This is a genomic window from Citrobacter sp. Cf132 (assembly GCF_030333885.1).
Classification (GTDB): domain Bacteria; phylum Pseudomonadota; class Gammaproteobacteria; order Enterobacterales; family Enterobacteriaceae; genus Citrobacter; species Citrobacter freundii.
Genome location: NZ_JAOWFA010000031.1, coordinates 157601 through 183651, shown reverse-complemented (window position 1 = coordinate 183651; position 26051 = coordinate 157601). Strand labels below are relative to the sequence as shown.

At 47.4% G+C, this 26051-nt stretch carries 27 protein-coding genes; 11 read left to right on the top strand and 16 right to left on the bottom strand.

What is annotated here, in order from left to right; genetic code table 11:
- Nucleotides 1-12 precede the first annotated feature (12 nt).
- Together grxC and OGV85_RS02485 are read right to left on the bottom strand one after the other, a co-directional pair.
- Nucleotides 13-264, bottom strand: a complete 252-nt coding sequence (gene grxC / locus OGV85_RS02490) for a glutaredoxin 3 (protein WP_003024152.1) — start codon at nucleotides 262-264, stop codon at nucleotides 13-15.
- Between the two features lie 52 nt (nucleotides 265-316).
- Nucleotides 317-748, bottom strand: a complete 432-nt coding sequence (locus tag OGV85_RS02485; protein WP_003024148.1) for a rhodanese-like domain-containing protein — start codon at nucleotides 746-748, stop codon at nucleotides 317-319.
- 248 nt (nucleotides 749-996) lie between these two features.
- On the opposite strand from OGV85_RS02485, the gene gpmM reads away from it, so the two are divergent.
- From gpmM to OGV85_RS02470, 3 genes are read left to right on the top strand one after another with little or no spacing between them, the layout of a single operon-like run.
- Nucleotides 997-2541, top strand: a complete 1545-nt coding sequence (gene gpmM / locus OGV85_RS02480; RefSeq protein ID WP_032950516.1) for a 2,3-bisphosphoglycerate-independent phosphoglycerate mutase — start codon at nucleotides 997-999, stop codon at nucleotides 2539-2541.
- A 33-nt stretch (nucleotides 2542-2574) separates the two neighbouring features.
- The gene (envC, locus tag OGV85_RS02475; protein ID WP_231877174.1) at nucleotides 2575-3834 is read left to right on the top strand and encodes a murein hydrolase activator EnvC; all 1260 of its coding nucleotides are present in this window, start codon (nucleotides 2575-2577) and stop codon (nucleotides 3832-3834) included.
- Nucleotides 3835-3837: 3 nt separating this feature from the next.
- On the top strand, nucleotides 3838-4773 hold the full coding sequence (locus tag OGV85_RS02470; RefSeq protein ID WP_003024138.1) for a divergent polysaccharide deacetylase family protein: 936 nt from the start codon (nucleotides 3838-3840) through the stop codon (nucleotides 4771-4773).
- Here the strand turns inward: OGV85_RS02470 and OGV85_RS02465 are convergent, their stop codons facing one another.
- From OGV85_RS02465 to kbl, 3 genes are all read right to left on the bottom strand, one after another.
- Entirely contained in the window at nucleotides 4774-5811 is a 1038-nt protein-coding gene (locus OGV85_RS02465) for a glycosyltransferase (protein WP_003844540.1), read from the bottom strand.
- A 192-nt stretch (nucleotides 5812-6003) separates the two neighbouring features.
- Nucleotides 6004-7029 (bottom strand): L-threonine 3-dehydrogenase, encoded by a 1026-nt coding sequence (tdh, locus tag OGV85_RS02460; protein ID WP_003024132.1) that lies wholly within the window; start codon nucleotides 7027-7029, stop codon nucleotides 6004-6006.
- 9 nt (nucleotides 7030-7038) lie between these two features.
- Nucleotides 7039-8235: a glycine C-acetyltransferase gene (kbl, locus tag OGV85_RS02455; RefSeq protein WP_003837635.1), complete on the bottom strand. Its 1197-nt coding sequence runs from the start codon at nucleotides 8233-8235 to the stop codon at nucleotides 7039-7041.
- Nucleotides 8236-8450: 215 nt separating this feature from the next.
- Between kbl and rfaD the strand changes: the two genes are divergently transcribed.
- From rfaD to OGV85_RS02435, 4 genes are read left to right on the top strand one after another with little or no spacing between them, the layout of a single operon-like run.
- Nucleotides 8451-9383 (top strand): ADP-glyceromanno-heptose 6-epimerase, encoded by a 933-nt coding sequence (rfaD, locus tag OGV85_RS02450; protein WP_003827312.1) that lies wholly within the window; start codon nucleotides 8451-8453, stop codon nucleotides 9381-9383.
- Between the two features lie 12 nt (nucleotides 9384-9395).
- On the top strand, nucleotides 9396-10442 hold the full coding sequence (gene rfaF / locus OGV85_RS02445) for an ADP-heptose--LPS heptosyltransferase RfaF (RefSeq protein WP_061547436.1): 1047 nt from the start codon (nucleotides 9396-9398) through the stop codon (nucleotides 10440-10442).
- A 3-nt stretch (nucleotides 10443-10445) separates the two neighbouring features.
- Nucleotides 10446-11414: a lipopolysaccharide heptosyltransferase RfaC gene (gene rfaC / locus OGV85_RS02440; RefSeq protein WP_061547435.1), complete on the top strand. Its 969-nt coding sequence runs from the start codon at nucleotides 10446-10448 to the stop codon at nucleotides 11412-11414.
- Nucleotides 11415-11436: 22 nt separating this feature from the next.
- Entirely contained in the window at nucleotides 11437-12681 is a 1245-nt protein-coding gene (locus OGV85_RS02435) for an O-antigen ligase family protein (protein WP_061547434.1), read from the top strand.
- A 36-nt stretch (nucleotides 12682-12717) separates the two neighbouring features.
- On the opposite strand, the gene OGV85_RS02430 is transcribed toward OGV85_RS02435, so the two are convergent.
- From OGV85_RS02430 to rfaQ, 7 genes are read right to left on the bottom strand one after another with little or no spacing between them, the layout of a single operon-like run.
- Nucleotides 12718-13503 (bottom strand): glycosyltransferase family 25 protein, encoded by a 786-nt coding sequence (locus tag OGV85_RS02430; RefSeq protein ID WP_181522683.1) that lies wholly within the window; start codon nucleotides 13501-13503, stop codon nucleotides 12718-12720.
- A 26-nt stretch (nucleotides 13504-13529) separates the two neighbouring features.
- Nucleotides 13530-14543, bottom strand: coding sequence for a glycosyltransferase family 8 protein (locus OGV85_RS02425; protein WP_061547432.1), 1014 nt, complete (start codon nucleotides 14541-14543; stop codon nucleotides 13530-13532).
- A gap of 51 nt (nucleotides 14544-14594) precedes the next feature.
- Nucleotides 14595-15611, bottom strand: a complete 1017-nt coding sequence (gene waaO, locus OGV85_RS02420; RefSeq protein WP_003024113.1) for a lipopolysaccharide 3-alpha-galactosyltransferase — start codon at nucleotides 15609-15611, stop codon at nucleotides 14595-14597.
- 5 nt (nucleotides 15612-15616) lie between these two features.
- The gene (waaB, locus tag OGV85_RS02415; protein ID WP_032932753.1) at nucleotides 15617-16705 is read right to left on the bottom strand and encodes a lipopolysaccharide 1,6-galactosyltransferase; all 1089 of its coding nucleotides are present in this window, start codon (nucleotides 16703-16705) and stop codon (nucleotides 15617-15619) included.
- A 19-nt stretch (nucleotides 16706-16724) separates the two neighbouring features.
- The gene (gene rfaP / locus OGV85_RS02410; protein WP_003024109.1) at nucleotides 16725-17522 is read right to left on the bottom strand and encodes a lipopolysaccharide core heptose(I) kinase RfaP; all 798 of its coding nucleotides are present in this window, start codon (nucleotides 17520-17522) and stop codon (nucleotides 16725-16727) included.
- Complete coding sequence (locus tag OGV85_RS02405; protein ID WP_061547431.1) at nucleotides 17515-18639, bottom strand: glycosyltransferase family 4 protein; 1125 nt, start codon at nucleotides 18637-18639, stop codon at nucleotides 17515-17517. The genes rfaP and OGV85_RS02405 overlap by 8 nt, the downstream gene beginning before the upstream one ends.
- The gene (rfaQ, locus tag OGV85_RS02400; RefSeq protein WP_008321754.1) at nucleotides 18636-19706 is read right to left on the bottom strand and encodes a lipopolysaccharide core heptosyltransferase RfaQ; all 1071 of its coding nucleotides are present in this window, start codon (nucleotides 19704-19706) and stop codon (nucleotides 18636-18638) included. The genes OGV85_RS02405 and rfaQ overlap by 4 nt, the downstream gene beginning before the upstream one ends.
- A 396-nt stretch (nucleotides 19707-20102) precedes the next feature.
- Here rfaQ and waaA point away from each other — a divergent pair, with 396 nt between their 5' ends.
- Both waaA and coaD read left to right on the top strand, forming a co-directional pair.
- Entirely contained in the window at nucleotides 20103-21380 is a 1278-nt protein-coding gene (waaA, locus tag OGV85_RS02395) for a lipid IV(A) 3-deoxy-D-manno-octulosonic acid transferase (protein ID WP_003837609.1), read from the top strand.
- An 8-nt stretch (nucleotides 21381-21388) separates the two neighbouring features.
- Nucleotides 21389-21868 (top strand): pantetheine-phosphate adenylyltransferase, encoded by a 480-nt coding sequence (coaD, locus tag OGV85_RS02390; RefSeq protein WP_003024099.1) that lies wholly within the window; start codon nucleotides 21389-21391, stop codon nucleotides 21866-21868.
- 38 nt (nucleotides 21869-21906) lie between these two features.
- On the opposite strand, the gene mutM is transcribed toward coaD, so the two are convergent.
- From mutM to radC, 4 genes are all read right to left on the bottom strand, one after another.
- Complete coding sequence (gene mutM, locus OGV85_RS02385; RefSeq protein ID WP_003024097.1) at nucleotides 21907-22716, bottom strand: bifunctional DNA-formamidopyrimidine glycosylase/DNA-(apurinic or apyrimidinic site) lyase; 810 nt, start codon at nucleotides 22714-22716, stop codon at nucleotides 21907-21909.
- A gap of 98 nt (nucleotides 22717-22814) precedes the next feature.
- Entirely contained in the window at nucleotides 22815-22982 is a 168-nt protein-coding gene (gene rpmG, locus OGV85_RS02380) for a 50S ribosomal protein L33 (RefSeq protein ID WP_003024094.1), read from the bottom strand.
- A gap of 20 nt (nucleotides 22983-23002) precedes the next feature.
- The gene (rpmB, locus tag OGV85_RS02375; protein WP_003024071.1) at nucleotides 23003-23239 is read right to left on the bottom strand and encodes a 50S ribosomal protein L28; all 237 of its coding nucleotides are present in this window, start codon (nucleotides 23237-23239) and stop codon (nucleotides 23003-23005) included.
- A 218-nt stretch (nucleotides 23240-23457) separates the two neighbouring features.
- On the bottom strand, nucleotides 23458-24123 hold the full coding sequence (gene radC / locus OGV85_RS02370) for a RadC family protein (RefSeq protein WP_003837605.1): 666 nt from the start codon (nucleotides 24121-24123) through the stop codon (nucleotides 23458-23460).
- Nucleotides 24124-24294: 171 nt separating this feature from the next.
- Here radC and coaBC point away from each other — a divergent pair, with 171 nt between their 5' ends.
- Together coaBC and dut are read left to right on the top strand one after the other, a co-directional pair.
- Entirely contained in the window at nucleotides 24295-25515 is a 1221-nt protein-coding gene (coaBC, locus tag OGV85_RS02365; RefSeq protein ID WP_156485336.1) for a bifunctional phosphopantothenoylcysteine decarboxylase/phosphopantothenate--cysteine ligase CoaBC, read from the top strand.
- Nucleotides 25493-25951 (top strand): dUTP diphosphatase, encoded by a 459-nt coding sequence (gene dut, locus OGV85_RS02360; RefSeq protein ID WP_006687626.1) that lies wholly within the window; start codon nucleotides 25493-25495, stop codon nucleotides 25949-25951. The genes coaBC and dut overlap by 23 nt, the downstream gene beginning before the upstream one ends.
- Nucleotides 25952-26051 lie beyond the last annotated feature (100 nt).

The window sequence follows — 26051 nt, the reverse complement described above, 5'->3', positions numbered from 1 at the left end:
TTTCAGTACGCCTTATCGCAGCAGGGGATCCAGTCCACCACGCGCATCCAACGCATACAAGTCGTCACAACCGCCAATGTGCTGTGCATCAATAAAAATCTGCGGAACCGTCGTACGGCCACTGCGCTTGATCATCTCTTCACGCTTTACGGCATCGCCGTCGATCGGAAGCTCCTGGAAACTCACACCCTTGCTGTTCAACAGCGCTTTTGCGCGATGGCAAAACGGGCAGGTTGCTTTGGTGTAGATCTCAATATTGGCCATGACTTATCTCCAGTGTTCTTTTTACCCTGCGGCATGAAAGAAGACGGGTAAATTACTTGCCGCGAACCAGTGGCAGATTCTCACCACTCCAGCCCGCTACGCCGTCTTTCAGTACGGATACCTGCTCAAAACCGGCTTTAATCAGCGCAGTTGCTGAATCTTGGCACTGCATGCCTGAACCATCAACCACAATCACAGGTTTGTTTTTGTGTTTTTCAAGTTCGCCAAAATTGTTGGCTTTGATTTCGCTCGGCAGCAGGTTAGTGGAGCCTGCGATATGGCCTTTGCGGAAGTCGTCGCGCTGGCGTAAATCCACAACAACGGCGTCTTCTTTGTTGATGAGACGTGTAGCTTCGCCGCGAGTAATCACCTTCACTTTTGAGGTCAGGCTCTTAAACGTGGTAAATAATACAGCCGCCAGTAACGCAATCCAGGCGATACTCAAGACAGGGTGGCGACTAACAAATTGCATAATTTCTTGCATGGGGGGTAACAACTCCCGACTCAGTGATTAAAAAACCAGGAAAGGAGTATACCTGCGCGTTGGCGCAAATACAGCCAGAGCGTGCATTGGATTGCATTTTTGCGGGGCGCTACGGAAAAAAAAATGTAAATCGGTGTTCCCCTTAGCACGCGATCCCCCATTATTTGATCTTCGGGGGCTACTTTATCGATTCAGCTGTAGTAAAATTACGCAATTATTTTTTATCTCTTGAGTGTGAGGTTGTCGCAATGTCGGTTTCTAAAAAACCTATGGTACTGGTGATTCTGGATGGCTACGGCTATCGCGAAGACAGCCAGGATAACGCCATTTTTAGTGCTAAAACCCCGGTAATGGATGCGCTGTGGGCAAAACGTCCGCATACCCTGATTGATGCGTCCGGTCTGGAAGTCGGCCTGCCCGATCGCCAGATGGGCAACTCCGAAGTGGGTCACGTCAACCTGGGCGCGGGCCGTATCGTGTATCAGGACCTTACCCGTCTGGACGTTGAAATCAAAGAACGTACTTTCTTCGCTAACCCGGTGCTGACCGATGCGGTCGACCAGGCAAAAAATGCCGGGAAAGCGGTACACATCATGGGTCTGCTCTCTGCTGGCGGCGTTCACAGCCACGAAGATCACATCATGGCGATGGTAGAAATGGCCGCTGAACGCGGCGCTGATAAAATCTATCTGCACGCTTTCCTTGATGGTCGTGATACTCCGCCGCGCAGCGCTGAACATTCACTGCAGAAATTCGAAGAGAAATTTGCCGCGCTGGGCAAAGGCCGCGTAGCGTCCATCATCGGTCGTTACTACGCTATGGACCGCGACAACCGTTGGGATCGCGTAGAACAGGCTTACGATCTGATGACGCTGGCGAAGGGCGAGTTCCAGTTCGCTACGGCGGTTGAAGGTCTGCAGGCTGCTTATGCCCGCGACGAAAACGACGAATTCGTTAAAGCCACCGTGATCCGTGCCGAAGGTCAGGCAGATGCTGCTATGGAAGATGGCGATACGCTGATTTTCATGAACTTCCGTGCTGACCGTGCGCGTGAAATCACCCGTGCGTTTGTTAACGCTGATTTCGACGGCTTCGCCCGTAAGAAAGTCGTTAACCTCAACTTTGTGATGCTGACCGAATACGCGGCAGACATCAAAACTGCGGTTGCTTACCCACCAGCATCTCTGGCCAACACCTTTGGTGAGTGGATGGCGAAGAACGAAAAAACGCAGCTGCGTATTTCCGAAACTGAAAAATATGCGCACGTGACCTTCTTCTTCAACGGCGGCGTAGAAGAGCCGTTCAAAGGCGAAGACCGCATCCTGATCAACTCTCCGAAAGTTGCGACCTACGATCTGCAACCGGAAATGAGCTCTGCTGAACTGACCGAGAAGCTGGTTGCAGCGATTGAGAGCGGTAAATACGACACCATCATTTGTAACTACCCGAACGGCGACATGGTTGGTCACACCGGGGTGATGGAAGCAGCGGTTAAAGCGGTTGAAGCGCTGGATCACTGCGTTGAGCAGGTGACTAAAGCGGTTGAGTCCGTTGGCGGCCAGTTGCTGATCACCGCAGACCACGGTAACGCAGAGCAGATGCGCGATCCGTCCACCGGTCAGGCACATACTGCACATACCAACCTGCCCGTTCCGCTGATTTATGTCGGTGGTAAGAACGTCAAAGCAGTCGAAGGCGGCAAACTTTCTGATATCGCCCCGACGATGCTGACGCTGATGGGTATGGAAATCCCGCAAGAGATGACTGGTAAGCCGCTGTTCATCGTGGAATAATCCCTCCCCATGAGGGGAAAGGCGATTAATACCATCACTCGGGCCGTGAAACCGCGTAAGTTTTCAGTCAGGCCCTTGTTCTACGCCAGCGCGCTTAGCGCTGGCGTATTGCTGTGCGCCTTTTCCGCCCACGCGGACGAACGCGACCAGCTCAAATCTATTCAGGCCGATATCGCGGCAAAAGAACGCGCGGTACGCCAACAGCAACAACAACGTTCCACTCTCCTCGCTCAGCTTAAAGTTCAGGAACAAGCCATCGCCGTTGCCGCAAGGCAGTTACGCGAAACGCAGAACTCACTGGCACAGCTGAACGCGCAAATCGCAGAGATGAACGCAGCACTCGCGAAGCTGGAAAAGCAACGAGCAGCGCAAGAGCGCAGTCTGGCAGCCCAGTTAGACGCCGCGTTTCGCCAGGGTGAACACACCGGTATTCAGCTCATCCTTAGCGGCGAAGAAAGCCAGCGCGGACAGCGCCTGCAGGCCTATTTCGGCTACCTGAACCAGGCGAGGCAAGAAACTATCGCGCAGTTGAAACAAACCCGCGAAGAAGTCGACTCGCAAAAAGCCGAGCTAGAAGATAAGCAAAGCGAACAGCAGACGCTACTGTACGAACAGCGCGCTCAGCAGGCTAAGCTGGAACAGGCACGTAACGAACGCCAGAAAACGCTTTCGAGTCTGGAATCATCGATTCAACAGGGTCAGCAGCAGCTAGGCGAAATGCGCGCCAACGAATCGCGCCTGCGCAACAGCATTGCTCGCGCCGAAGCCGCAGCCAAAGCACGCGCGGAACGTGAAGCCCGCGAGGCGCAGGCCGTACGCGATAAGCAACAGGATGCATCACGGAAAGGCTCAACCTACAAACCGACCGAAAGTGAAAAATCTCTGATGTCACGTACCGGCGGTTTGGGTTCGCCACGCGGCCAGGCATTCTGGCCCGTTCGGGGTCCAACCTTACATCGTTATGGCGAACAACTGCAGGGTGAGCTACGTTGGAAGGGGATGGTTATTGGCGCATCCGAAGGCACCGAAGTTAAAGCCATTGCCGATGGTCGCGTCATTCTGGCGGACTGGTTGCAGGGCTATGGCCTGGTGGTCGTCGTTGAGCACGGTAAAGGCGATATGAGCCTGTACGGTTATAACCAGAGCGCACTGGTCAGCGTCGGTACGCAGGTTCGCGCCGGGCAGCCTATAGCACTAGTGGGTAGCAGCGGCGGTCAGGGCAGGCCGGCACTCTATTTCGAAATTCGTCGCCAGGGTCAGGCGGTCAATCCACAGCCGTGGTTGGGAAGATAAGTTTTGCCACAACAATTTCGTCGTCTACTACTCTCTCTCGCCAGCCTGCTGGCCTTCGCAACACCTGTTTTTGCTGGCAAACTCGCCATCGTCATTGATGATTTCGGCTATCGCCCACACACTGAAAACCAGGTACTGGCGATGCCTTCTACCATCTCCGTTGCCGTTCTGCCTAACGCCCCACATGCGCGTGAAATGGCAATCAAAGCGCATAACAGCGGGCATGAAGTCTTAATCCATCTGCCAATGGCACCGCTGAGCAAGCAGCCGTTAGAGAAAGATACTTTACGCCCTGAAATGAGCAGCGAAGAGATTGAGCGAATTATTCGCGACGCGGTAAGCAAAGTACCGAATGCGGTCGGTCTGAACAACCATATGGGCAGCGCGATGACCTCCAGCCTGTTTGGCATGCAGAAGGTGATGCAGGCGCTGGAGCGCTACGATCTCTACTTCCTGGACAGCATGACCATTGGTAACAGCCAGGCAATGCGCGCAGCGTCAGGGACCGGTGTGAAAGTCATCAAACGCAAAGTCTTCCTGGATGACACGCAAAACGAAGCCGATATTCGCCGTCAGTTTAATCGTGCCGTCGAGCTGGCGCGCCGCAACGGTTCCGCAATCGCCATTGGCCACCCTCACCCGTCTACGGTTCGTGTCCTGCAGCAGATGCTGTATAGCCTGCCAGCCGACATCACGTTGGTTCGCCCAAGCAGCCTGCTCAATGAACCGCAGGTGGATACCTCCAGACCAAACCTCACGCCACCGAAGAACGGTACACCTGATGCGCCGCGTAATCCTTTCCGCGGGGTGAAATTATGCAAACCGAAGCAGCCGTTAGAGCCAGTGTACGCCAGCCGCTTCTTCAGCGTGCTCGGCGAAAGCATTACCCAAAGCACGCTGGTGCAGTATATGCGCCTGCAGTGGCAGGGCTGGCAATAATCAGTCTTTGCTATCCAGCGTTAAATGAGCCAGGCGGCGCGGCGTCAGTGCTTTATCGCGCCACTGGCTAAAGCGGATGGCCCACAACAGCACCTGATAACCCAGCTTAACGCTGCAAATATTGCTTACCATACGCTTGAACATACCCGACACGAATACTTCAGCAATCATGCGCTGGCGGATTTTCTCGTCTGGCTCTTTACGTATGCAATGACAAACGCGTAGCGCTTCGTAAATCACCTGCTGTTTGAATTCCGGGTAAATGGGAATACGCCCGGCGTAGTCGTGATTCATCTTATCCAGCAGACGGGTAATTTTGATGTAGTGGCGCTGGTAAGCGAGATTTTTCAGCCCGGTGCGCGGCAGACGGCTAACAGATGCGCCGTGCAGGAAGTATTTATACAGAGGGATTTCCGTGTAACGCGCGCGCTTCGCATTAAACATAAACTCCGTCGTCCAGATAATATCCTGGTGATGCAGGCCAGACAGGAAGGTCAGCCCCGCGTCGCGGATAGTCTGATGACGATAAACGCCCATCCAGACAACGTGTCGCCAACGGCGGCTGGCTAACGCTTTGCGTAACCAGTCTGGCCCGGTCATCACGCCGGTAGAACGAATACGATCGGTAGGAATGGATGCCCAGGTGTGGCCGGTTTCCGCAATACACCAATCAGCGTTGCACTGCGCAACATCCAGGTTGTCTTTCAGCGCCATAGTCATCAGCGTTTCATACATTTCCGGATAGGCAATATCATCGCCGTCTACGTACGCGATGTACTCCCCCCTGGCGACTTTCATCCCGGTATTGCGCGCCGCCGAAACGCCCCCATTGCGCTGGTGCAGCAGATGAACGTGTGGATAACGATCCGCATAAGACTGAGCAAGCTCCGCAGAGTTATCCGTAGAGCCATCATTAACAATGATGATCTCCAGGTTCTTCCAGGTTTGCGCAATCAGCGAATCCATACACGCAATGAACGGCTCACCCGTGTTGTAAAGCGGCATAATGACGCTCAGGAGACCAGGGATATAGGTCATATCAAATCCAGCCAGGCAATAGAGTAATCGGCACTTTTTAGCATATTAAGCGGTAGATTTTCAGAAAAAATTATTAATTCTTTAGCGGAAAATGCGCCGGGCGGGAGAGATTGTGCAGGCAAAGAACGCCCCGGATGATTAATGATAATCAACATCCGGGGACAACACACAGAATCCACAGGGTGGATACGGTTAATCCCAGCTCAGGATCACTTTCCCTGACTGGCCTGAACGCATCGCGTCAAAGCCCTGCTGGAATTCATCGATAGAGAATCGATGGGTGATGATCGGCGACAAATCCAGACCAGACTGGATCAGTGCAGCCATTTTGTACCATGTCTCAAACATCTCACGACCGTAGATACCTTTAATAAACAGTCCTTTAAAGATAACTTTCGTCCAGTCGATGGACATATCAGATGGCGGAATACCCAGCATAGCAATACGGCCACCGTGATTCATGGTGTCCAGCATAGCGCGAAACGCTGGCGGCGCCCCCGACATCTCCAGGCCCACATCAAACCCTTCGGTCATACCCAGTTCAGCCATCACGTCGGTCAGATTCTCTTTCGACACGTTGACCGCGCGAGTGATACCCATTTTGCGCGCCAGCTCAAGGCGATACTCATTAACGTCGGTGATCACCACGTGGCGTGCGCCAACGTGCTTCGCGACTGCCGCCGCCATAATACCGATTGGACCCGCACCGGACACCAGTACATCTTCCCCAACCAGATCGAACGACAGTGCCGTGTGCACTGCATTACCGAACGGATCGAAGATAGACGCCAGGTCGTCGGAGATATTGTCCGGGATTTTAAATGCGTTAAATGCCGGGATCACCAGGTACTCCGCAAAGCAGCCTGGACGGTTTACACCGACACCGGTTGTATTGCGGCACAGGTGAGTACGTCCACCGCGGCAGTTACGGCAATGTCCGCAGGTGATATGACCTTCGCCTGAAACGCGATCGCCGATTTTAAAGCCTTTAACTTCCTGACCGATGCCAACAACTTCGCCGACATATTCATGCCCAACGACCATCGGTACTGGGATGGTTTTTTGCGACCATTCATCCCAGTTATAAATGTGAACGTCAGTCCCGCAGATGGCTGTTTTACGGATTTTAATCAGCAAATCGTTATGACCGACTTCCGGTTCAGGAACGTCAGTCATCCAAATGCCCTCTTCCGCTTTCAGTTTGGATAACGCTTTCATTTCACATCCTCAGGCAATAACGCCCAGTTGTTTACCAATGCGTGTGAACGCCTCAACAGCACGCGTAATCTGCTCAGGGGTATGCGCCGCAGACATCTGGGTACGGATACGCGCCTGGCCTTTTGGAACCACCGGATAGAAGAATCCGGTAACGTAAATTCCCTCTTTTTGCAGTTCACGAGCAAAGTCCTGCGCGATCACTGCATCACCCAACATCACCGGGATAATCGCGTGATCGGCACCGGCCAGAGTAAAGCCAGCGGCAGACATTTGCTCGCGAAACTGACGTGCGTTCGCCCACAGGCGGTCGCGCAGGTCGCTGCCAGCCTCAACCATTTCCAGCACTTTAATGGAGGCCGCAACAATCGCTGGCGCCAGTGAGTTGGAGAACAAATAAGGACGGGAACGCTGACGCAGCCACTCAACAACTTCTTTGCGCGCTGCGGTGTAACCACCAGATGCGCCGCCGAGTGCTTTACCCAGCGTACCGGTGATGATGTCCACTCGACCCATCACGTCACAGTATTCATGGGAGCCACGACCATTTTCGCCGACAAAACCGACGGCATGGGAATCATCAACCATGACCAGCGCGTCGTATTTATCCGCCAGATCGCAAACGCCTTTCAGGTTAGCGATCACACCATCCATAGAGAACACGCCATCAGTGGCGATCAGGATATGACGAGCGCCCGCTTCACGCGCTTCTTTCAGGCGAGCTTCCAGTTCCACCATATCGTTGTTGGCGTAACGGAAACGTTTTGCTTTACACAGACGAACGCCATCAATGATAGAAGCGTGGTTCAGGGCATCGGAAATAATTGCGTCTTCTGCGCCCAGCAGCGTTTCAAACAGGCCGCCATTGGCGTCGAAGCAGGAAGAGTAAAGGATGGCATCTTCCATACCGAGGAATGCCGCCAGTTTTTGCTCCAGTTGCTTATGGCTATCCTGGGTACCGCAAATAAAGCGAACCGAAGCCATACCAAATCCGTGAGAATCCATACCCGCTTTCGCTGCTGCAATCAGTTCTGGATGATTAGCCAGTCCCAGATAGTTGTTCGCACAAAAGTTAATAACGTGGCTTCCGTCCGCCACGGTGATATCCGCCTGCTGGGCAGATGTAATAATGCGCTCTTCTTTAAACAATCCTTCCGCACGTGCGGTGTCGAGATCGTTGGTTAACTGTTTGTAAAAATCCCCACGCATTTCAATTCTCCAGACTGGGCAAATTTCAGCACATATTACCCAAAGCTATACTTTGATACGAGATGACGCATCATCACTTCTTCAAAATGAAGCATAAATCACGTGTACCCGCACGGCTTATCGGTGAATGGCTGAAGCCTGAGCCATGTAGTGATATGATAGAAAGTATTCGTGTCTGAGATTGTCTCTGACTCCATAATTCGAAGGTTACATTTATGATCATCGTTACCGGCGGCGCGGGCTTTATCGGCAGCAACATCGTTAAGTCCCTGAATGATAAAGGCATCACCGACATCCTGGTGGTGGACAACCTGAAAGACGGCACCAAGTTTGTTAACCTGGTGGATCTGAATATTGCTGACTACATGGACAAGGAAGACTTCCTGATCCAGATTATGGCCGGGGAAGATTTCGGCGATATCGAAGCTATTTTCCACGAAGGCGCATGCTCTTCCACCACCGAGTGGGACGGCAAGTATATGATGGATAACAACTATCAATACTCCAAAGAGCTACTGCACTACTGCCTGGAGCGTGAAATCCCGTTCCTGTACGCATCCTCTGCCGCCACCTATGGCGGTCGCACTTCTGATTTCATCGAATCCCGTGAATATGAGAAACCGCTGAACGTCTATGGCTACTCAAAATTCCTGTTCGACGAGTACGTGCGTCAGATCCTGCCAGAAGCCAACTCACAGATTGTTGGCTTCCGCTATTTCAACGTCTACGGACCGCGTGAAGGCCACAAAGGCAGCATGGCAAGCGTTGCTTTCCACCTCAATACCCAGCTTAACAATGGCGAAACACCAAAACTGTTCGAAGGCAGCGAAAACTTCAAACGTGATTTCGTTTACGTTGGCGATGTGGCTGCGGTAAACCTGTGGTTCCTGGAAAACGGAGTATCCGGCATCTTTAACCTCGGTACCGGTCGCGCAGAATCTTTCCAGGCCGTTGCTGACGCAACGCTGGCGTACCACAAAAAAGGCAGCATTGAGTACATTCCATTCCCGGAAAAACTGAAAGGCCGCTACCAGGCGTTTACTCAGGCAGACCTGACCAACCTGCGCGCAGCGGGCTATGACAAGCCGTTTAAGACCGTCGCCGAAGGCGTAACGGAATATATGGCCTGGCTGAACCGCGACGCTTAAGGCAGGCAATCTATGAGGATTCTGGTGGTTGGCCCGTCATGGGTGGGCGACATGATGATGTCGCAAAGTCTCTATCGCACGCTCAAGGCGCGCTATCCCCAGGCGATAATCGACGTGATGGCACCCGCATGGTGCCGTCCTCTTTTATCGCGGATGCCGGAAGTCAATGAAGCGATCGCGATGCCGCTTGGGCATGGCGCTCTGGAAATTGGTGAACGGCGTAAGCTCGGTCATAGCCTGCGTGAGAGGCGCTATGACCGCGCTTATGTGCTGCCTAACTCGTTTAAATCCGCGCTGGTGCCCTTTTTTGCAGGTATTCCGCATCGTACCGGTTGGCGTGGTGAAATGCGCTACGGCCTGCTCAACGATGCGCGCGTGCTGGATAAAGACGCATGGCCGCTGATGGTCGAACGCTATGTGGCCCTGGCCTACGATAAAGGCGTCATGCTGTCGGCTAAAGATTTGCCGCAACCTCTGCTGTGGCCACAGTTGCAGGTCAGCGAAGGTGAAAAGTCTCTGACCTGTAGCCAGTTCTCCCTTTCTGCCGAACGCCCCATCATCGGTTTTTGCCCGGGTGCGGAATTTGGTCCGGCGAAACGCTGGCCACACTACCATTATGCTGAACTGGCAAAACAGCTGATCGACGAAGGTCATCAGATTGTGCTGTTTGGCTCGGCAAAAGATCATGAAGCTGGAAATGAAATCCTGGCAACGTTAAGCGTTGAGCAGCAGGCCTGGTGTCGTAATCTGGCGGGCGAAACGCAGCTGGAGCAGGCTGTTATTCTGCTTGCCGCCTGCAAAGCGGTCGTCACCAACGACTCTGGATTAATGCACGTTGCCGCAGCGTTGAATCGACCTCTGGTAGCGTTGTATGGCCCAAGTAGTCCGGACTTTACCCCGCCGTTGTCGCACAAAGCGCGGGTCATTCGTCTGATTACGGGCTATCACAAAGTGCGCAAGGGCGATGCGGCAGAAGGCTATCACCAAAGCCTGATTGACATCACACCCCGGCGTGTACTGGAAGAACTCAACGACCTGTTGTTACAAGAGGAAGCCTGACGGATGCGGGTTCTGATCGTTAAAACGTCGTCTATGGGCGATGTACTGCATACGTTGCCCGCATTAACCGATGCGCAGCAGGCTATTCCGGGTATTCAATTTGATTGGGTGGTGGAAGAAGGATTCGCGCAGATCCCTTCCTGGCATGCAGCCGTTGACCGGGTCATCCCAGTGGCGATTCGCCGCTGGCGTAAAGCCTGGTTTTCAGCGCCGATTAAAGCCGAGCGTAAAGCGTTTCGCGATGCGGTACGTTTGCAGCAGTATGACGCGATAATTGATGCGCAGGGTCTGGTTAAAAGTGCGGCGTTGGTGACGCGTCTGGCACGTGGCGTCAAGCATGGTATGGACTGGAGTACGGCCCGCGAGCCGCTGGCTAGCCTGTTTTATAATCGCAAACATCACATTGCTAAACAGCAGCATGCGGTAGAACGTACGCGTGAATTGTGCGCCAAAAGTCTGGGATATGCCAAACCGCAATCGCAGGGTGATTACGCTATCGCTCAGCATTTTGTGAATGAATGTAATGCTGATACAGGCCAATATGCCGTATTTCTGCATGCCACAACACGTGATGATAAGCACTGGCCAGAAGCCAACTGGCGGGAGCTGATTGGGCTGTTAAATAATACGGGCATCCGTATTAAACTCCCCTGGGGCGCCCCTCATGAAGAAGAGCGCGCCAAAAGGCTGGCGGAAGGTTTTCCTTACGTCGATGTCCTGCCGCGGATGAGTCTGGAAGAGGTTGCTCGCATCCTGGCGGGAGCAAAATTTGTGGTGTCGGTTGATACAGGTCTCAGCCATTTAACCGCCGCATTGGATCGCCCCAATATTACGTTGTATGGCCCGACAGACCCGGGATTGATTGGTGGATATGGGAAGAATCAGATAGCATGTATTTCATCATCGCATGACCTTGAAGATATCCCATCTCAAGATATACTGGACATAATAAAAACAAATATATGCATTTAATAAATTGTGGATCATCTTTTTTATGATAAATAGAAATAACGCCGATAGCATAATGTATTCAATAACAATGGGATTATGTTTCCTTGCGTTATTGCTTTTACCATTTGAGCAAGGCTTTGCCTTAAAATCGCTAAGAATTGCTGGAGAAATTGCATTACTAGCTATCATAATTTCGCCAAATAAATATTTAAAATCAGAACATAGATATATAGCACTCAGTCTCTTAGCCCTGTCAATTTTGTCATTTTTATGGTTCAGGATATATAAAACACCAGATTCAGAATATGTAGGTGCTTATATGAACTATCGAGACTGGAGTCTGGCAGGGTTATTTACAGCATTTACAATTCCTGTCGTGACCAGTATAAGAGATCGCTCAGAAAAGATAATGAAAAATATTCATCTTTTCATCGCTCTATTAGTTAATCTGATATATATAGTATATGCGTACTATCAATTTTTCATCCTTAATGAAAGCAGAGCAACTTTATCATTGGCGTATGGACCAAATGCAACAGGTGCAGCATATACAATTACTTTTATTTCATTGTATGCATTAATCGCGATATCAACGCTTGTCACAAAATTTAGATTACCACTGCTTATAATTTTTAGCTTTGCAAACTTCATTGCTATTTCTGCAACAGGCACAAGAGCAGGAATTATTATATATCCATTAGTTATTATCTTTATTTTTTGGAATGAGCTAAAAAGACACAGTGTAAAAGCAAGAAAAACCAGTATCTTCTCTATTATTGTACTTGCGATGTTCTCCAGTGTATTATTATATAAGCCAATTATTGAAAGGGTGAACAATTTAAAGTCAGACATAGAGCAATACCATGAGAATAACACAGTGACGTCTGTGGGAGCTCGCTTTGCGATGTATAAAACGGGTATCGAATCCTCGTACAATAACTTCACAGGACAATCGCTTGAAGAACGAGGATATAAAATCAAAAAAATTGTCGAAAATAATAAGGAACTATCTGGAGCACTGTTATTTCTTAACATTCATCTTCATAATCAGATAATTGATACACTATCAACCACTGGTTGGTTAGGCGTAATATTGAATATCCTATTCTTAATCTCTATAATTACATTCATACACAAGAAAAATATACCGATGATGTATACTTATGTGGTGGCAATAGTATTATATGGATTAAGTGACATTTTGACATACGCAGTCCCAGTACCACTCGCATGGTTATTAACATTAACATTAATATGCTCACTAGTTAATAAAAAAGAAAAAATCTAACAAAAAAAGCCAGAATTATAAAATCCTGGCTTTTTATTATATAAAGCAACCAAGTAACACCCTAAACTTATATCGCCACAATAGCAATTTGGAAATTAAATAGTTTCTTTTTTTTACTTTAGTTTGGTTTTTTTTATTAATACGACTATTTTCCAGATGTGAGTTCAATGAGTTAACCAAGGGATGAGAAACTATATCACAAAAATAAATATCATTCATCACACCATTATCTAATAGAATTTTTCTATCATCGACCAAATAAAAGCCATGGGTGGAGAGTAATAATAAAGCTCGTTGACAGTATTGTCTATCAACAATATAACAGCACGTCCGCGTTACTTTGTGCTTCTTATATGTTGCCTTCCGAAAATTAACAGGTCCAATCTTTGAAACATTAAGTAAACTTAAACCAAAAAGCTGATGGTCAGAAGTTCCCTGTTGACCACCAAGTACATATGAGCAACCATTCTTAAGTATATCCGTTGATTGAGAAAGTGTGTGTACCACAGCAGCCAACCTGGAATCAAATGAGACATCATCTTCAAGTATAAGAGCCCACTTGAAATTGTTATCTAATATTTTTTGATACACACTGAGATGGCTTAATGTACAAGCCATTTCTGGTTCAGTCATCTCACCATATACTTTCCCTGAGTTAATAGGGACGTTCCTTTTTTTATCTTGAAATAATTCGCTCCGGTAATCAATTGCATCAAAGAATTCATAGCCAATATTTACATTGGCAAGAAGCCTCGAGATATTTTCTCTTCGCTCAACATCATTCTTAAGAGAAATGATAAAAATAGGAAAGTTATTATTCATAGGTATAGTATTCACTGCATTACAGCCTAATTAAAAATCTTAATTTTTTGATATAGAAACAATGAACATAAAGCTTTTATATAACTCCTTTGATATATATAGTGCTTATACTCTTCTTTATATTCAGGTTTCGTCTTTGCCTTCAAATACCTGTCATTTTTCCATGGTGTTAACTCATAAACAGTCCGGAAATAACTTGAGGCGTCATATGCTCCCCATTCATGCCATGGTTTCGTGACACCTGTATAATGAATAAAGACGGTTTTTTCTGTAATGTATTTTTTATAATTACTTTTATCTTTTTTTTCAAACTCAGACTTCAACGGATAAATTGAATTATATATTCTATCGAGATAGACCAACCGCCCGCGGAAAATTATATTTAATGCATCTTGATCAGGATATTTTAAATTATTCCCCTCATTTCTAATTAGAGAAAATATTTGATCTGAGATATTTTTTTCTTTCCACTGCTGCAAGTTAGCAAGAATAACACCTGAATTAAAATATTTACCTTGAAAATCAATATTCAATCGCTGCTGGTTCCGTTTCTGCGTAGATTCAATATCAGGGATAACAGCGGCAAACTTATCGCCTAAATACAACTCCTCTAACTCTGTCAGTTCATTTTTACAAATTACATCAGAATCAAGATAGAGGAGCGCATTCATACTTTGAGATAGATAATCAAATGCCAATAACCGGTAATATATTGACAATGGCCATATTGCACTTACTGGCAATTTACCGAGAACTCTCTCATCAATCGTATAAATATTAATGACGGCATCAAACTGCTCCGAAATTAACTTCAAGCGCCTAGCGTATTCTTCTGATATAGTATTAGTAAAAACATGGAAACAATAATTTCGTTTTCTTTTTTTATTATTTTCGAGAATAGATGCTATGGAAATTGCAGCTCCCATCTGGTAATTAGCATCTGTACCATATGCAATGTTAAAGTAACCATCTTGAACCCGTAATAGATTATTATTAGTAAATGAATACTCTTTCTTAATATATTGTGTTAATACATCCATATTTTCCACCCAAAAGAAATCAAGCAAATCGTTGGATTTGAGACTACCAAATTACTTGATGATTGCTTTTACTTTATAGGCATAGTATTTTCCCCAACAGAGAAATGCTTGAGTAAATTTTTTCTGTTTCAAAAAATGCTTAGCTGCATACCTACTTTGCACTGTATTTTGAGGTTCAAAAAGTTTTGTATTCTGCCACGGTGAAGCATCTTTTGCCTGATAGAAAAAACTTGAGACAGGATAATCTCCCCATGAATGCCAAGGCTTCGTTGGCCCGATATAGTGTACAAGCACAGTTGAATTTCGTACCGGGTTTACAGTAATGTCTTTCAATTCGTAGTTAATACTATATTGAGTATTAAATTTCCTATCTATAAATTTGATTTTACCCGTTAGCAAAATATTCAAAACATCCTGATCAAAATGTGTAATTTTGTTCGTTATTTCTTGATCATTCAACAGTTCAATAGCATTTGAGGATATTCTTTGAGCAGCCCAAACAGGTGGCTGAATTAAAAGAAAACCGGAATTAAAATACCCATCAACTAGACCCGGTGTTGATAAATGCTCTGCCCTCCGTTTCCACCATTTTTCATCGCCCTCAGCAACAACAGCAGCAATATCATCAGGATCAAAGTTGAAGTCAATTAACTCTTGAATGCTTCCTTTACAGACAATATCAGCATCAAGATACAGAATCCTATCAAGTTTATCAGAAAAATAATCAGCAATAATAAACCGAAAATAGATCGCATAAGACCAACTTCTTGTACTAGGGAGTGTTTTTAGCGTATCTCCGTTTATTAAGTATATAAAAATACGAGTTTTGTATTTTTTGGCCAACATTTCAAATTCTTCACGAAAATCCGTTGAAAAATAGTCCGTGAATACATGAAAAGCAAGTTTTTCTTGTGGATTATTAATCAAAATTGAGGCAATAGATACACCACATCCAAATAAGAAATTTTTGTCCAATCCATAACAGACATTAAAACATTCCGTCTCATCATATCCAGAATAATTATAATCTATTTGAGAAAGGATAAATCTATTATCATTTAAGCACATACGATTTACTTCTCACTTTTATGGACTACAGATAAGATGGTCTCATTCATATTTTTATAATATACAGAATCATAAAATTCAAACATTGATTCTTTGATTTCTTTCGCAGATATAGTAAGAGGTTCAGAAATAATTTTATTTAATAGCATAGTAAATTCAGTTAGGTTACCCGGTGAATATAAAAAACCATTTATACCATTCTTTATTATATCTTCAGGACCAGACTCACAATCAGAACTGATGCATGGTATGCCATATGACATAGCCTCTAGCAATGTCATAGGGAATCCTTCAAAGGATGATGTTAGTAATAATGCACTAACATATTTTATCTCATTTTTTACCAGAGCCCAGGGATCCGATTGCCAACCGTGCCAAGTAATATGATTATCAATTTTAAGCTCCTTAGCATAACTCTGGCACTTAATAAAATCTGAACCATCACCGATGACATGAAGCTTCCATTTTCCGTTCGCATTAGAAAGCCCATCAAGTAAATCTTTTATTCGCTTCTGTCCTTCAAATTTCATACGGCCGATATAGAGGAAGGTTGTTACATCTTCTTTACCTGGTGATGGAATTGTTTCTTCTTTCCTAGCGATTGGATTGTAAATGAGACTGACCGAGTCTTCTGGTACACCTCTCGCCATAATCTGCCGTTTAATACCAGAACTGATTGCCAGATGATGATCGGCATAGACTATGTTCTCAGCATACTTCTTATGATCAAGAGAAAAATGTGGCCATGAAAAAAGTTTAAAATTTACCCCTGACTTCAATCTGGCCTTATTTACTAGAAGACAGGATAAAACATCGATACAAATAACAGCATCAGGATTATTTTTTTTAAGCCATTTTTTAAAATCAGAAACTTGTTTCATCCGTCTTAAAAAGGAAATTTTTTGCCTGGAGAGAGAGTATTCGACATTAATTCCACGCAACCAATTTTTATCCATTTTATCATTTCGACAAAAAAAGAAAACACTGCACTCATCAGGCTGTGATTTGGTCTGAAGAGTACTGATGACATTTTTAATTACTGTCTCCATTCCACCGAATCCGGAAACAGCTTCACCGACGAATGTTATTTTCATAAAGTTAGTTTATTATATTTTAAAGAGATTTTCGTTGTGTACGTTCACGAATTTTTTCAGCTTTCATCTCTGTTTGGGTCAGCAATTTTTCTTCCCGAGAAAGAACATTTCTTAGAGATATGCCAAAGTAAGTTTTCATAAACCGGAAAATATCGCGCTGCGTCAAACCAATATTCATTGATGAAAAATAGAGCCCTATCAGGTCTTTATCTCGCCAGCGGCGAGGAACCTTACTGCGAATCTGAGCACGATGCAGGTCAATAATAGAAATCTTTAAATCATCCTCATAACCAGTGAAGGGTAAATGCAGTAGGAAATGACAAATATAGCAATCACGATGGTTAATCCCTCCTGCGTGCATCTTACGGACCATCGTGGCGACACGATTTATAATTATCCGCTTCACTTTGATATCAGGAGGATTCATCGCCCAATCGGCACAATAATCTTCCAGACTAATCGTTGGCGTCAGATCCTCTGTAATAATGAACGACGTTCTGGTCAGAGGATTCAACCCCTTTTCGCCAAAACCAACGCCATGCATCGTATCTACGCCTAAATTACTAAGCCGGTGAATAGCATTCCACTCTCGATCCGCACCTAAAACAGGCATGCGAAAAGAGAGCAGATTTTTCACGATCTCTTTAAGAGAAGTACCCCGATGCCATTTGAGGAAATAGCTTCTTTCAGCTAGTTCAAATCGCAAAGTTCGGCGAGTTTCCAGCTCTCTGAATACTTCACCCTGCAATGTTTTGACTTCCTCAAAAGCATCTTTGCCGCGCCAAAGTGTGGTCAACGGCTCTTTCAACTCAACCATTCAAACCACCTGTAATGAGGTCTGCCGCTTTTTCCGGCAAACTATACAAATCCTGTGTATCCGCATAATGCCGTGCATTTTCTGCCCACGCAGCACGCAATGAAGGTTGCGTCAGCGCTTCACATAAAACCTTGTTTAACATGTCCTGCCGGAAGGGCTCTTCAATTACCACACCACAATTTGCATCCTCAATATAGTGCGCATATCCACATACCGACGATGTCAAAACTGGCAACCCCGCAGTAATTGCCTCCAGAAGCACAATACCCGCAGCCTCCTGGTACGCTGGATGCAAGAGCAAATCGGCAGCAGCCATTAATTCTGCGACATCATTCCGCCCAGAGAAAAAATGGACATTAGCCTGAACTCCATGCTTTTCCGCCAACACTCCAAATTTTCGCGGTTTATCCTGCCCAACAATGAACAACAACGTATTATGCCGCAACATTTCGGGCAGGGATGCCAACGCCTCAATAGAACGGTCAACCCCTTTGCGGGTAAAATCAGACCCCACCTGCAGCAATAAATTCTGCTGCTCCGTTATGCCGTTTTTCTGGCGATAAACTTCACGGCTATTTGGGATCTGTTGGCTATATTTTCTGTCCGGATAAATTCCCGGAGGGAGAATATGAAAACGCCCAGCCTCGGTCTGATAATGCTTCTGGAAATCAGCAATCTGTTTGTCAGTTAGCATTAATAGCTGTGTCGGTTTACCCTGCGCAAACGTCGCGCGTTCAAAAGCAGCATAGTGACGATAACGTGACGTTAGACGGTAGAAAAAACCTTTTTCTTGTGCCACTTTCTCGGCATAGCAGACGTCTGCAGCATAGTAAACGTCCAGCCCCGGCATTTTATTAAACCCCACAACGCGATCGACAGGATGTTCACGTAAGTGCACTTGTACCCATGAATAATACTCAGCATTACGACCATGATTCGTTCGCGATTTAACCGGAACCCGAATCAATTCAAAAACATCAGGGCATTCCCCTTCCCAAAACTGAGTGTAGATCCGAACGTGGTGTCCGCGGGCGGCAACAGTTTGAGCAATTCGCATAAAATCCCGCTGCAAGCCACCAAACGGGAAATATTTATATAAACAGAAAGCGACGATCATAGCGGTACATCTCGGATGTCGGTTTGCACATTTTGCGGTAACATTTTTTCCGTAGCAGCAATCACATCTTCGGCGGGAATAACGGAAAGATATCTGTTATTCCGATCGAGCTCGTTTCTCTGTGGCATAGGTTGATAATTGCCTGCCCAAAACTGAATAATATCGTCAGTCCAGGGACGCCAGAAAATATGATCGGTGGCACCAAACAGGCAAATCACTGGCGTTTTTACCGCTGCAGCAATATGACCAGGCGCAGAATCGACGCCAATGAAGAGATCCGCATGGTCAATCAATGCTCCCAACTCGGGGAAAGTGGTTTTGCCAGCAAGTTCCGTAACGGGCCGGGTTTCGCATGCCTGTGCAATTTCTTCCACACAAGCCAGGTCATCTGCCGAAGGGCCTGACGTCAGAATAACCTTGTATCCACGACGATGTAGTGCATCAATTACACGAGAAAATTTGTCGTTATCCCAGCATTTAAATTGCTGTCTTGCGGTTGGCTGAATAACCACATAGCGCCCTTTAATTCCCAAGGTATCCAAATTTTTATGAATTTTCTGCCAGTGCTCGGGAGCATAGCTCATAGTAGTATCTTGATAAAAATCAGTGATACCTAAAGGCTCCAGCACAGATAAATTACGCTCAACAATATGAGCACCATGAATAGGTGCTAATTGTGTGAAACTATTTTTCCAAAAACCATGCTGTCGGTGGCCATAAAGCTGTGAGATTTTCACACGAGCAGAAAGACAACGAACAATGACTGCAACCATCCACTGATCGGTGAGATTGACGACAAGATCATACTGGTTGGCGCGCAAAGTTTTGATCAGCGAAAGGGCATTTTTAATCTTATCTGTGGTTTTTACCCCCTTATTACTGATCCCATAAAGTGCATTAATTTCAGGGTTTTCAGATAAAATTGGGATCGTATCCTGGTAAAGCAGCACATCGATTTTAGCGTCAGGATAATTCTGCTTTAGCGTACTAATAACAGGAGTTGTTAACAACATATCTCCGTGAAAACGCATTTTTATGACCAGGATTTTTCGAAATTGCTTTTCCACAAGCGACTCTTTTGTTGTGATTGTCTGGTTAAGTTAAGCAGAAAAAAGCACGCTACCGCCCCAGGCTCAACAGCTACCTGATTACTGATATCGCACTGATTTTTACGTGCTAGTGTATCACTTCTTTTGCCATGTTCCGACTCGAATAATCTTTGCACAAATAATGTTCTTTATTCTTTTAAATCAATATGTTGATATGTTACATGTTTTTGAGTTTTAGCACTATATCTCGACTAAACCTGAAAATTTCAACAGAAAACGTAAAGATGCAAAAGATGTTGTTCCCATTGGCAGTTCCCACAAAGGGCGCTATTTAATTTAAAAATAGGAAAAGTATTGGTAAAGCCACAGCTAAATACATAGAATCCCCAGCACATTCATAAGTCAGCTACCATTATGCTCGAATTGCTTTACACCGCCCTTTTCTACCTTATTCAGCCTTTGATCTGGATACGGCTTTGGGTGCGCGGACGTAAGGCTCCGGCCTACCGTAAACGCTGGGGCGAACGCTACGGCTTTTATCGCCGCCCGCTAAAACCCGGCGGGATCATGCTTCATTCGGTTTCTGTGGGCGAAACACTGGCTGCAATCCCATTAGTTCGCGCTCTGCGTCACCGTTATCCCGACTTGCCGATCACGGTCACCACTATGACGCCAACCGGTTCCGAGCGCGTACAATCTGCTTTTGGCACTGACGTTCAGCATATTTATCTGCCTTACGATTTACCGGATGCCCTGAACCGTTTTCTGAATAAAGTTGACCCCAAGCTGGTGTTAATTATGGAAACCGAGCTGTGGCCAAATCTGATCGCGGCACTCCATAAGCGTCACATTCCTCTGGTTATTGCCAACGCACGTCTTTCTGCTCGTTCAGCAGCTGGCTATGCGAAATTAGGTAAATTTGTTGGCAGACTACTGCGTCGAATTACGTTAATTGCCGCACAAAACGAAGAAGATGGCGCACGTTTTATTACACTTGGTGCCAGAAGCAATCAGGTCACCGTTACTGGCAGCCTGAAGTTTGATATATCCGTCACGCCACAACTGGCCGCAAAAGCGGTGACATTACGTCGTCAATGGGCTCCTCACCGTCCGGTATGGATTGCAACCAGCACCCACGACGGCGAAGAAAGCATCATCATTGCCGCCCATCAGGCGTTATTAAATCAGTTCCCGAATCTTTTACTAATTCTGGTTCCCAGACATCCTGAACGGTTCCCGGATGCAATTAACCTCGTACGCCAGGCTGGGCTAAGTTATACCACTCGTTCTTCGGGTGAAGTTCCGTCCTCAGGCACTCAGGTTGTGATCGGCGATACCATGGGTGAGCTGATGTTGCTGTATGGCATTGCCGACCTTGCTTTTGTCGGCGGTTCACTGGTTGAACGTGGTGGGCACAATCCACTGGAAGCCGCGGCACATGCTATTCCAGTGCTGATGGGACCACATACGTTTAATTTTAAAGACATTTGCGCCCGCCTCGAACAGGCAAGCGGATTGATCACCGTCACCGACGCACCTACGCTGGTAAAAGAAGTATCTTCTTTACTGACCGATGCAGATTATCGTAATTTTTATGGCCGTCACGCAGTTGAAGTTCTGTATCAAAATCAGGGCGCGTTACAGCGTCTGCTGCAGCTGCTGGAACCTTATCTGCCACCCAAAACGCATTGAGGCAAGTCATGCAAAAACGGGCGATTTATCCAGGAACCTTTGATCCCATAACTAACGGCCATCTTGATATCGTGACGCGTGCGACCAGCATGTTCGATCACGTGATCCTGGCGATTGCTGCAAGTCCCAGTAAAAAACCGATGTTTACCCTTGAAGAGCGCGTCGAGCTGGCGCAACAGGCAACGGCGCATCTCGGCAATGTGGAAGTTCTGGGATTCAGCGACTTAATGGCAAATTTTGCCCGTGATAATCAGGCTAACATTCTGATCCGAGGCCTACGCGCGGTAGCAGATTTTGAGTATGAAATGCAGCTGGCGCACATGAACCGCCACCTAATGCCGCAACTGGAAAGCGTCTTTCTGATGCCGTCTAAAGAGTGGTCATTTATCTCATCGTCACTGGTGAAAGAAGTCGCCCGCCATCAGGGTGATGTGACGCACTTTCTGCCGGAAAACGTCCATCAGGCGTTAATGAGTAAGTTGAAGTAATGTGCCTGGCCGGATGCTGCATCCGGCCAGCAATGACACTATTTCTGACAGCGACGGCAATAGAACGTTGTACGCTGGGCGTGTTTTGTCGCAACAATCGGTGCGCCACATGCACGGCAAGGTTCACCTTCTCTCCCATAGACCTGCAGCTCCTGGGCAAAATAGCCAGGCTTACCGTCACTTTGCAGAAAGTCTTTCAGCGTCGTCCCGCCCTGCTCGATAGAACGCAGCAAAACCGCCTTGATAACGCGTACCAGCAGTTCACACTCGTCCTGCGACAGCGATGACGCCAGACGGTCAGGATGGATACCAGCCGCAAATAGCGACTCACTGGCGTAGATATTACCCACCCCCACCACCAGCTTGTTATCCATCAGCCAGGGTTTAATCGCCGTTTTCTTCTTTGCACATTTCTGCTGTAGATAACCGGCGTTGAAATCGTCACTCAGCGGCTCAGGGCCAAGATGGGCGAGGACATTATGTCCATCCAGCTCTTTAGTCCACAGCCAGGCACCAAAGCGACGGGGATCGGTATAACGCAGAACTTTGCCATTGCTCATCACTAAGTCAACGTGGTCGTGCTTATCTGCCGGAAGCTCTTCAGGAAGGATACGCAAACTACCCGACATCCCCAGATGAATGATTACCCAGCCATCCGGCAGCTCCAGAAGCAGGTATTTTGCGCGCCGCTGTACGCTCAGGACAGGTTTATCGCTCAGGCGATAGATTTCCTCTGATACCGGCCAACGCAAACGACCGTTACGCACAGTCGCGTGCATAATCGTTGCCCCCACCAGATGCGGCTCAATCCCACGGCGACTGGTTTCGACTTCAGGTAATTCAGGCATAGTATCTCCGGCGGTGTATCAGGTCTCATTAATATGGGGACGGCCAGAAAACAAAAAACCCCGCCGAGGCGAGGTTTTTTGCTACATCAAAACTAAAATTATTTGATTTTAGCTTCTTTGTACAGTACGTGCTGGCGTACAACTGGATCGAATTTTTTCAGTTCCAGTTTTTCCGGCTTAGTACGTTTGTTCTTCGTAGTGGTATAGAAATGACCAGTACCAGCAGAAGAAACCAGCTTGATTTTCTCACGAATACCTTTAGCCATGATTTATTTCCTCTTAGTACTTAGTACTTTTCGCCACGGGCACGCAGTTCAGACAGAACTGTTTCGATGCCTTTCTTATCAATTACACGCATACCTTTAGCAGATACGCGCAGGGTGACAAAACGCTTCTCGCTCTCAACCCAGAAACGGTGAGAGTGCAGGTTCGGCAGGAAACGGCGTTTAGTCGCGTTCAGTGCGTGGGAACGGTTGTTACCGGTCACCGGACGCTTGCCAGTAACTTGGCAGACTCGGGACATGTCTATTCTCCAAAAATCAAATTAGCTCGAGCTTCGTATGGGGTATCGGCGCCTCGTCAGGCTTTACAGCCCGGTCATCGCATAGTTCTAAGTGAACTCTCGATTGCCAGGCCCAAATGCCAAACCCGAGATTCTCAAAGGTGGCGTAGTATACGCTGACCCGGCGTTATGCTCAAGTCCCGAACAGACAAAGATCCCGATGGATCGCGTAAAGTGCGTTAAATCCAACCGCGTTCCGCAAAAGAAACGTACTCTCCGCGCCCAATGACCAGATGATCAAGCACCCGGATATCCATGAACTGACAGCATTTCACAACACGCTCGGTGATGAGTTTATCTGCTTTACTCGGCTCTGCACACCCCGAAGGGTGATTATGCGCAAGGATCACGGCGGAAGCATTCATTTTTATCGCTTCGCGGACAATTTCTCGCGGATGTACCTCGACGTGGCTTAGTGTCCCGGAAAAAAGTTTGCTGTGTTTAATCACTTGATGTTGAGAATCCATAAAGATCACCAGAAAGATCTCGCGTTCCTCTTGCGAGAGCTGGCTTTGCAGAAATTCACGCGCCATTTCCGGGCTAAGTAGAGCACGCTCCTCTATCACTCGCACGTTGTAGTAGCGTCTTGCCAGCTCCGCAATACCCTTCAACTGTGCATACTTCGCGATACCGATTCCCGGAACATAGCTAAAATCCATGTAATCAGCAGACAACAAACCATACAACGACTCAAAATGCTGAAGCATCTCTTTCGCCAGCGTAAGCACATCTTTACCCTGAATGCCGGTACGTAAAAAAAGCGCCAGTAACTCAACATCGGTCAGCGAACTGGCCCCCTGTGCCAACAGCTTTTCCCTGGGCATCATACTTCCTGTATTGTCCATACTTTTCCCTCCTTTCGCGTCCGCATAGTGGCATAACACCGACGGTGAATCGACGCGCTGTTTTCACTTCTTCGTAGTGCCTCGCAAAGTAGAAGGCGGTCAAAAGCACGACAAATTGCGTATTGTGATAAAATATCCGCCTTCTGGTGAAACCCAACAGGAAAGATCATGATGAGCCTGGCCGGTAAAAAAATCGTACTTGGCGTCAGTGGCGGTATTGCTGCGTACAAAACCCCTGAGCTGGTGCGTCGTTTACGGGAACGCGGCGCTGACGTCCGCGTGGCAATGACCGAAGCGGCAAAAGCATTTATTACTCCCCTGAGTTTACAGGCAGTTTCAGGTTATCCCGTTTCCGACAGCCTGCTTGATCCCGCAGCCGAAGCTGCGATGGGCCACATTGAGCTGGGAAAATGGGCCGATTTGGTCATCCTGGCGCCCGCTACAGCAGACCTGATTGCTCGTGTCGCCGCAGGTATGGCCAACGACCTGGTGTCAACGATTTGTCTGGCAACGCCTGCTTCTGTTGCTGTACTGCCAGCCATGAACCAGCAGATGTATCGCGCTGCCGCGACCCAGCACAATCTGGGTATTCTTGCCTCACGCGGTTTGCTCATTTGGGGCCCAGACAGCGGTAGCCAGGCATGTGGCGATGTCGGTCCTGGACGTATGCTGGATCCGTTAACGATTGTGGATATGGCGGCAGAACATTTTTCGCCTGTCAACGATCTGCAACATCTCAACATCATGATTACGGCGGGTCCAACGCGTGAACCGCTTGATCCCGTGCGTTATATTTCCAACCATAGCTCCGGGAAGATGGGATTTGCTATCGCGGCCGCTGCAGCAAAGCGCGGGGCAAACGTCACACTGGTGTCGGGTCCGGTTTCGTTATCCACACCACCATTTGTTCAGCGGGTTGATGTGATGACCGCGTTGGAAATGGAAGCCGCTGTGCAGTCTACAGTGCAACAACAGCATATTTTTATCGGCTGCGCTGCAGTCGCTGATTATCGCGCTGAAACTGTCGCCCACGAAAAAATAAAAAAACAAGCGACGCAGGGTGATGAATTAACTATAAAAATGGTCAAAAACCCGGACATTATCGCCGGTGTTGCCGCACTGGATGCTAACCGTCCTTTTGTCGTTGGGTTTGCCGCCGAAACAAATAATGTGGAAGAATATGCCCGGCAAAAACGCATCCGCAAAAACCTTGATGTGATCTGTGCGAACGACGTTTCGCTGTCAACTCAAGGGTTTAACAGCGATAGCAACGCATTACACCTTTTTTGGCAGGATGGAGACAAAGTCTTACCGCTTGAGCGTAAAGAACTCCTGGGCCAATTATTACTCGACGAGATCGTGACCCGTTATGATGAAAAAAATCGACGTTAAGATTCTGGACCCGCGCGTAGGGCAACAATTTCCGCTCCCGACGTACGCCACTTCTGGTTCTGCCGGACTTGACCTGCGTGCTTGTCTTGATGACGCCGTAGAACTGGCACCGGGCGCAACAACGCTGGTGCCAACCGGGTTAGCTATCCACATTGCCGATCCTTCTCTGGCAGCGGTGATGCTCCCGCGCTCCGGATTGGGCCATAAGCACGGTATCGTGCTGGGCAATCTGGTTGGTTTGATTGATTCCGACTACCAGGGCCAACTGATGGTGTCCATCTGGAACCGTGGTCAGGACAGCTTCACTATTGAGCCGGGCGAACGTATCGCGCAGATGGTATTTGTACCGGTCGTGCAGGCTGAATTTAATCTGGTGGAAGAGTTTGAAGCCACCGATCGTGGCGAAGGTGGCTTCGGCCATTCCGGGCGCAAGTAACCCGCAGAAAAGTATCCCATAGCGTAATAACGCAATAACACACCGCAAACAACAGTTTGCGGTCGCTGTGTGGATGCCTGCCTGGCAAGAGCTTATTTTC

Coding starts and splice junctions, on each gene's coding strand:
- radC (WP_003837605.1), bottom strand. CDS start 24,123: ATGGACAATACAGGAAGTATGATGCCCAGGGAAAAGCTGTTGGCACAG.
- mutM (WP_003024097.1), bottom strand. CDS start 22,716: ATGCCTGAATTACCTGAAGTCGAAACCAGTCGCCGTGGGATTGAGCCG.
- waaO (WP_003024113.1), bottom strand. CDS start 15,611: ATGTGCTTAAATGATAATAGATTTATCCTTTCTCAAATAGATTATAAT.
- rpmB (WP_003024071.1), bottom strand. CDS start 23,239: ATGTCCCGAGTCTGCCAAGTTACTGGCAAGCGTCCGGTGACCGGTAAC.
- waaA (WP_003837609.1), top strand. CDS start 20,103: ATGCTCGAATTGCTTTACACCGCCCTTTTCTACCTTATTCAGCCTTTG.
- dut (WP_006687626.1), top strand. CDS start 25,493: ATGATGAAAAAAATCGACGTTAAGATTCTGGACCCGCGCGTAGGGCAA.
- rfaP (WP_003024109.1), bottom strand. CDS start 17,522: ATGGTTGAGTTGAAAGAGCCGTTGACCACACTTTGGCGCGGCAAAGAT.
- gpmM (WP_032950516.1), top strand. CDS start 997: ATGTCGGTTTCTAAAAAACCTATGGTACTGGTGATTCTGGATGGCTAC.
- OGV85_RS02435 (WP_061547434.1), top strand. CDS start 11,437: ATGATAAATAGAAATAACGCCGATAGCATAATGTATTCAATAACAATG.
- rpmG (WP_003024094.1), bottom strand. CDS start 22,982: ATGGCTAAAGGTATTCGTGAGAAAATCAAGCTGGTTTCTTCTGCTGGT.
- rfaF (WP_061547436.1), top strand. CDS start 9,396: ATGAGGATTCTGGTGGTTGGCCCGTCATGGGTGGGCGACATGATGATG.
- OGV85_RS02425 (WP_061547432.1), bottom strand. CDS start 14,543: ATGGATGTATTAACACAATATATTAAGAAAGAGTATTCATTTACTAAT.
- kbl (WP_003837635.1), bottom strand. CDS start 8,235: ATGCGTGGGGATTTTTACAAACAGTTAACCAACGATCTCGACACCGCA.
- coaBC (WP_156485336.1), top strand. CDS start 24,295: ATGAGCCTGGCCGGTAAAAAAATCGTACTTGGCGTCAGTGGCGGTATT.
- rfaC (WP_061547435.1), top strand. CDS start 10,446: ATGCGGGTTCTGATCGTTAAAACGTCGTCTATGGGCGATGTACTGCAT.
- waaB (WP_032932753.1), bottom strand. CDS start 16,705: ATGAAAATAACATTCGTCGGTGAAGCTGTTTCCGGATTCGGTGGAATG.
- OGV85_RS02465 (WP_003844540.1), bottom strand. CDS start 5,811: ATGACCTATATCCCTGGTCTCCTGAGCGTCATTATGCCGCTTTACAAC.
- tdh (WP_003024132.1), bottom strand. CDS start 7,029: ATGAAAGCGTTATCCAAACTGAAAGCGGAAGAGGGCATTTGGATGACT.
- OGV85_RS02485 (WP_003024148.1), bottom strand. CDS start 748: ATGCAAGAAATTATGCAATTTGTTAGTCGCCACCCTGTCTTGAGTATC.
- OGV85_RS02405 (WP_061547431.1), bottom strand. CDS start 18,639: ATGATCGTCGCTTTCTGTTTATATAAATATTTCCCGTTTGGTGGCTTG.
- grxC (WP_003024152.1), bottom strand. CDS start 264: ATGGCCAATATTGAGATCTACACCAAAGCAACCTGCCCGTTTTGCCAT.
- rfaD (WP_003827312.1), top strand. CDS start 8,451: ATGATCATCGTTACCGGCGGCGCGGGCTTTATCGGCAGCAACATCGTT.
- coaD (WP_003024099.1), top strand. CDS start 21,389: ATGCAAAAACGGGCGATTTATCCAGGAACCTTTGATCCCATAACTAAC.
- OGV85_RS02430 (WP_181522683.1), bottom strand. CDS start 13,503: ATGAATAATAACTTTCCTATTTTTATCATTTCTCTTAAGAATGATGTT.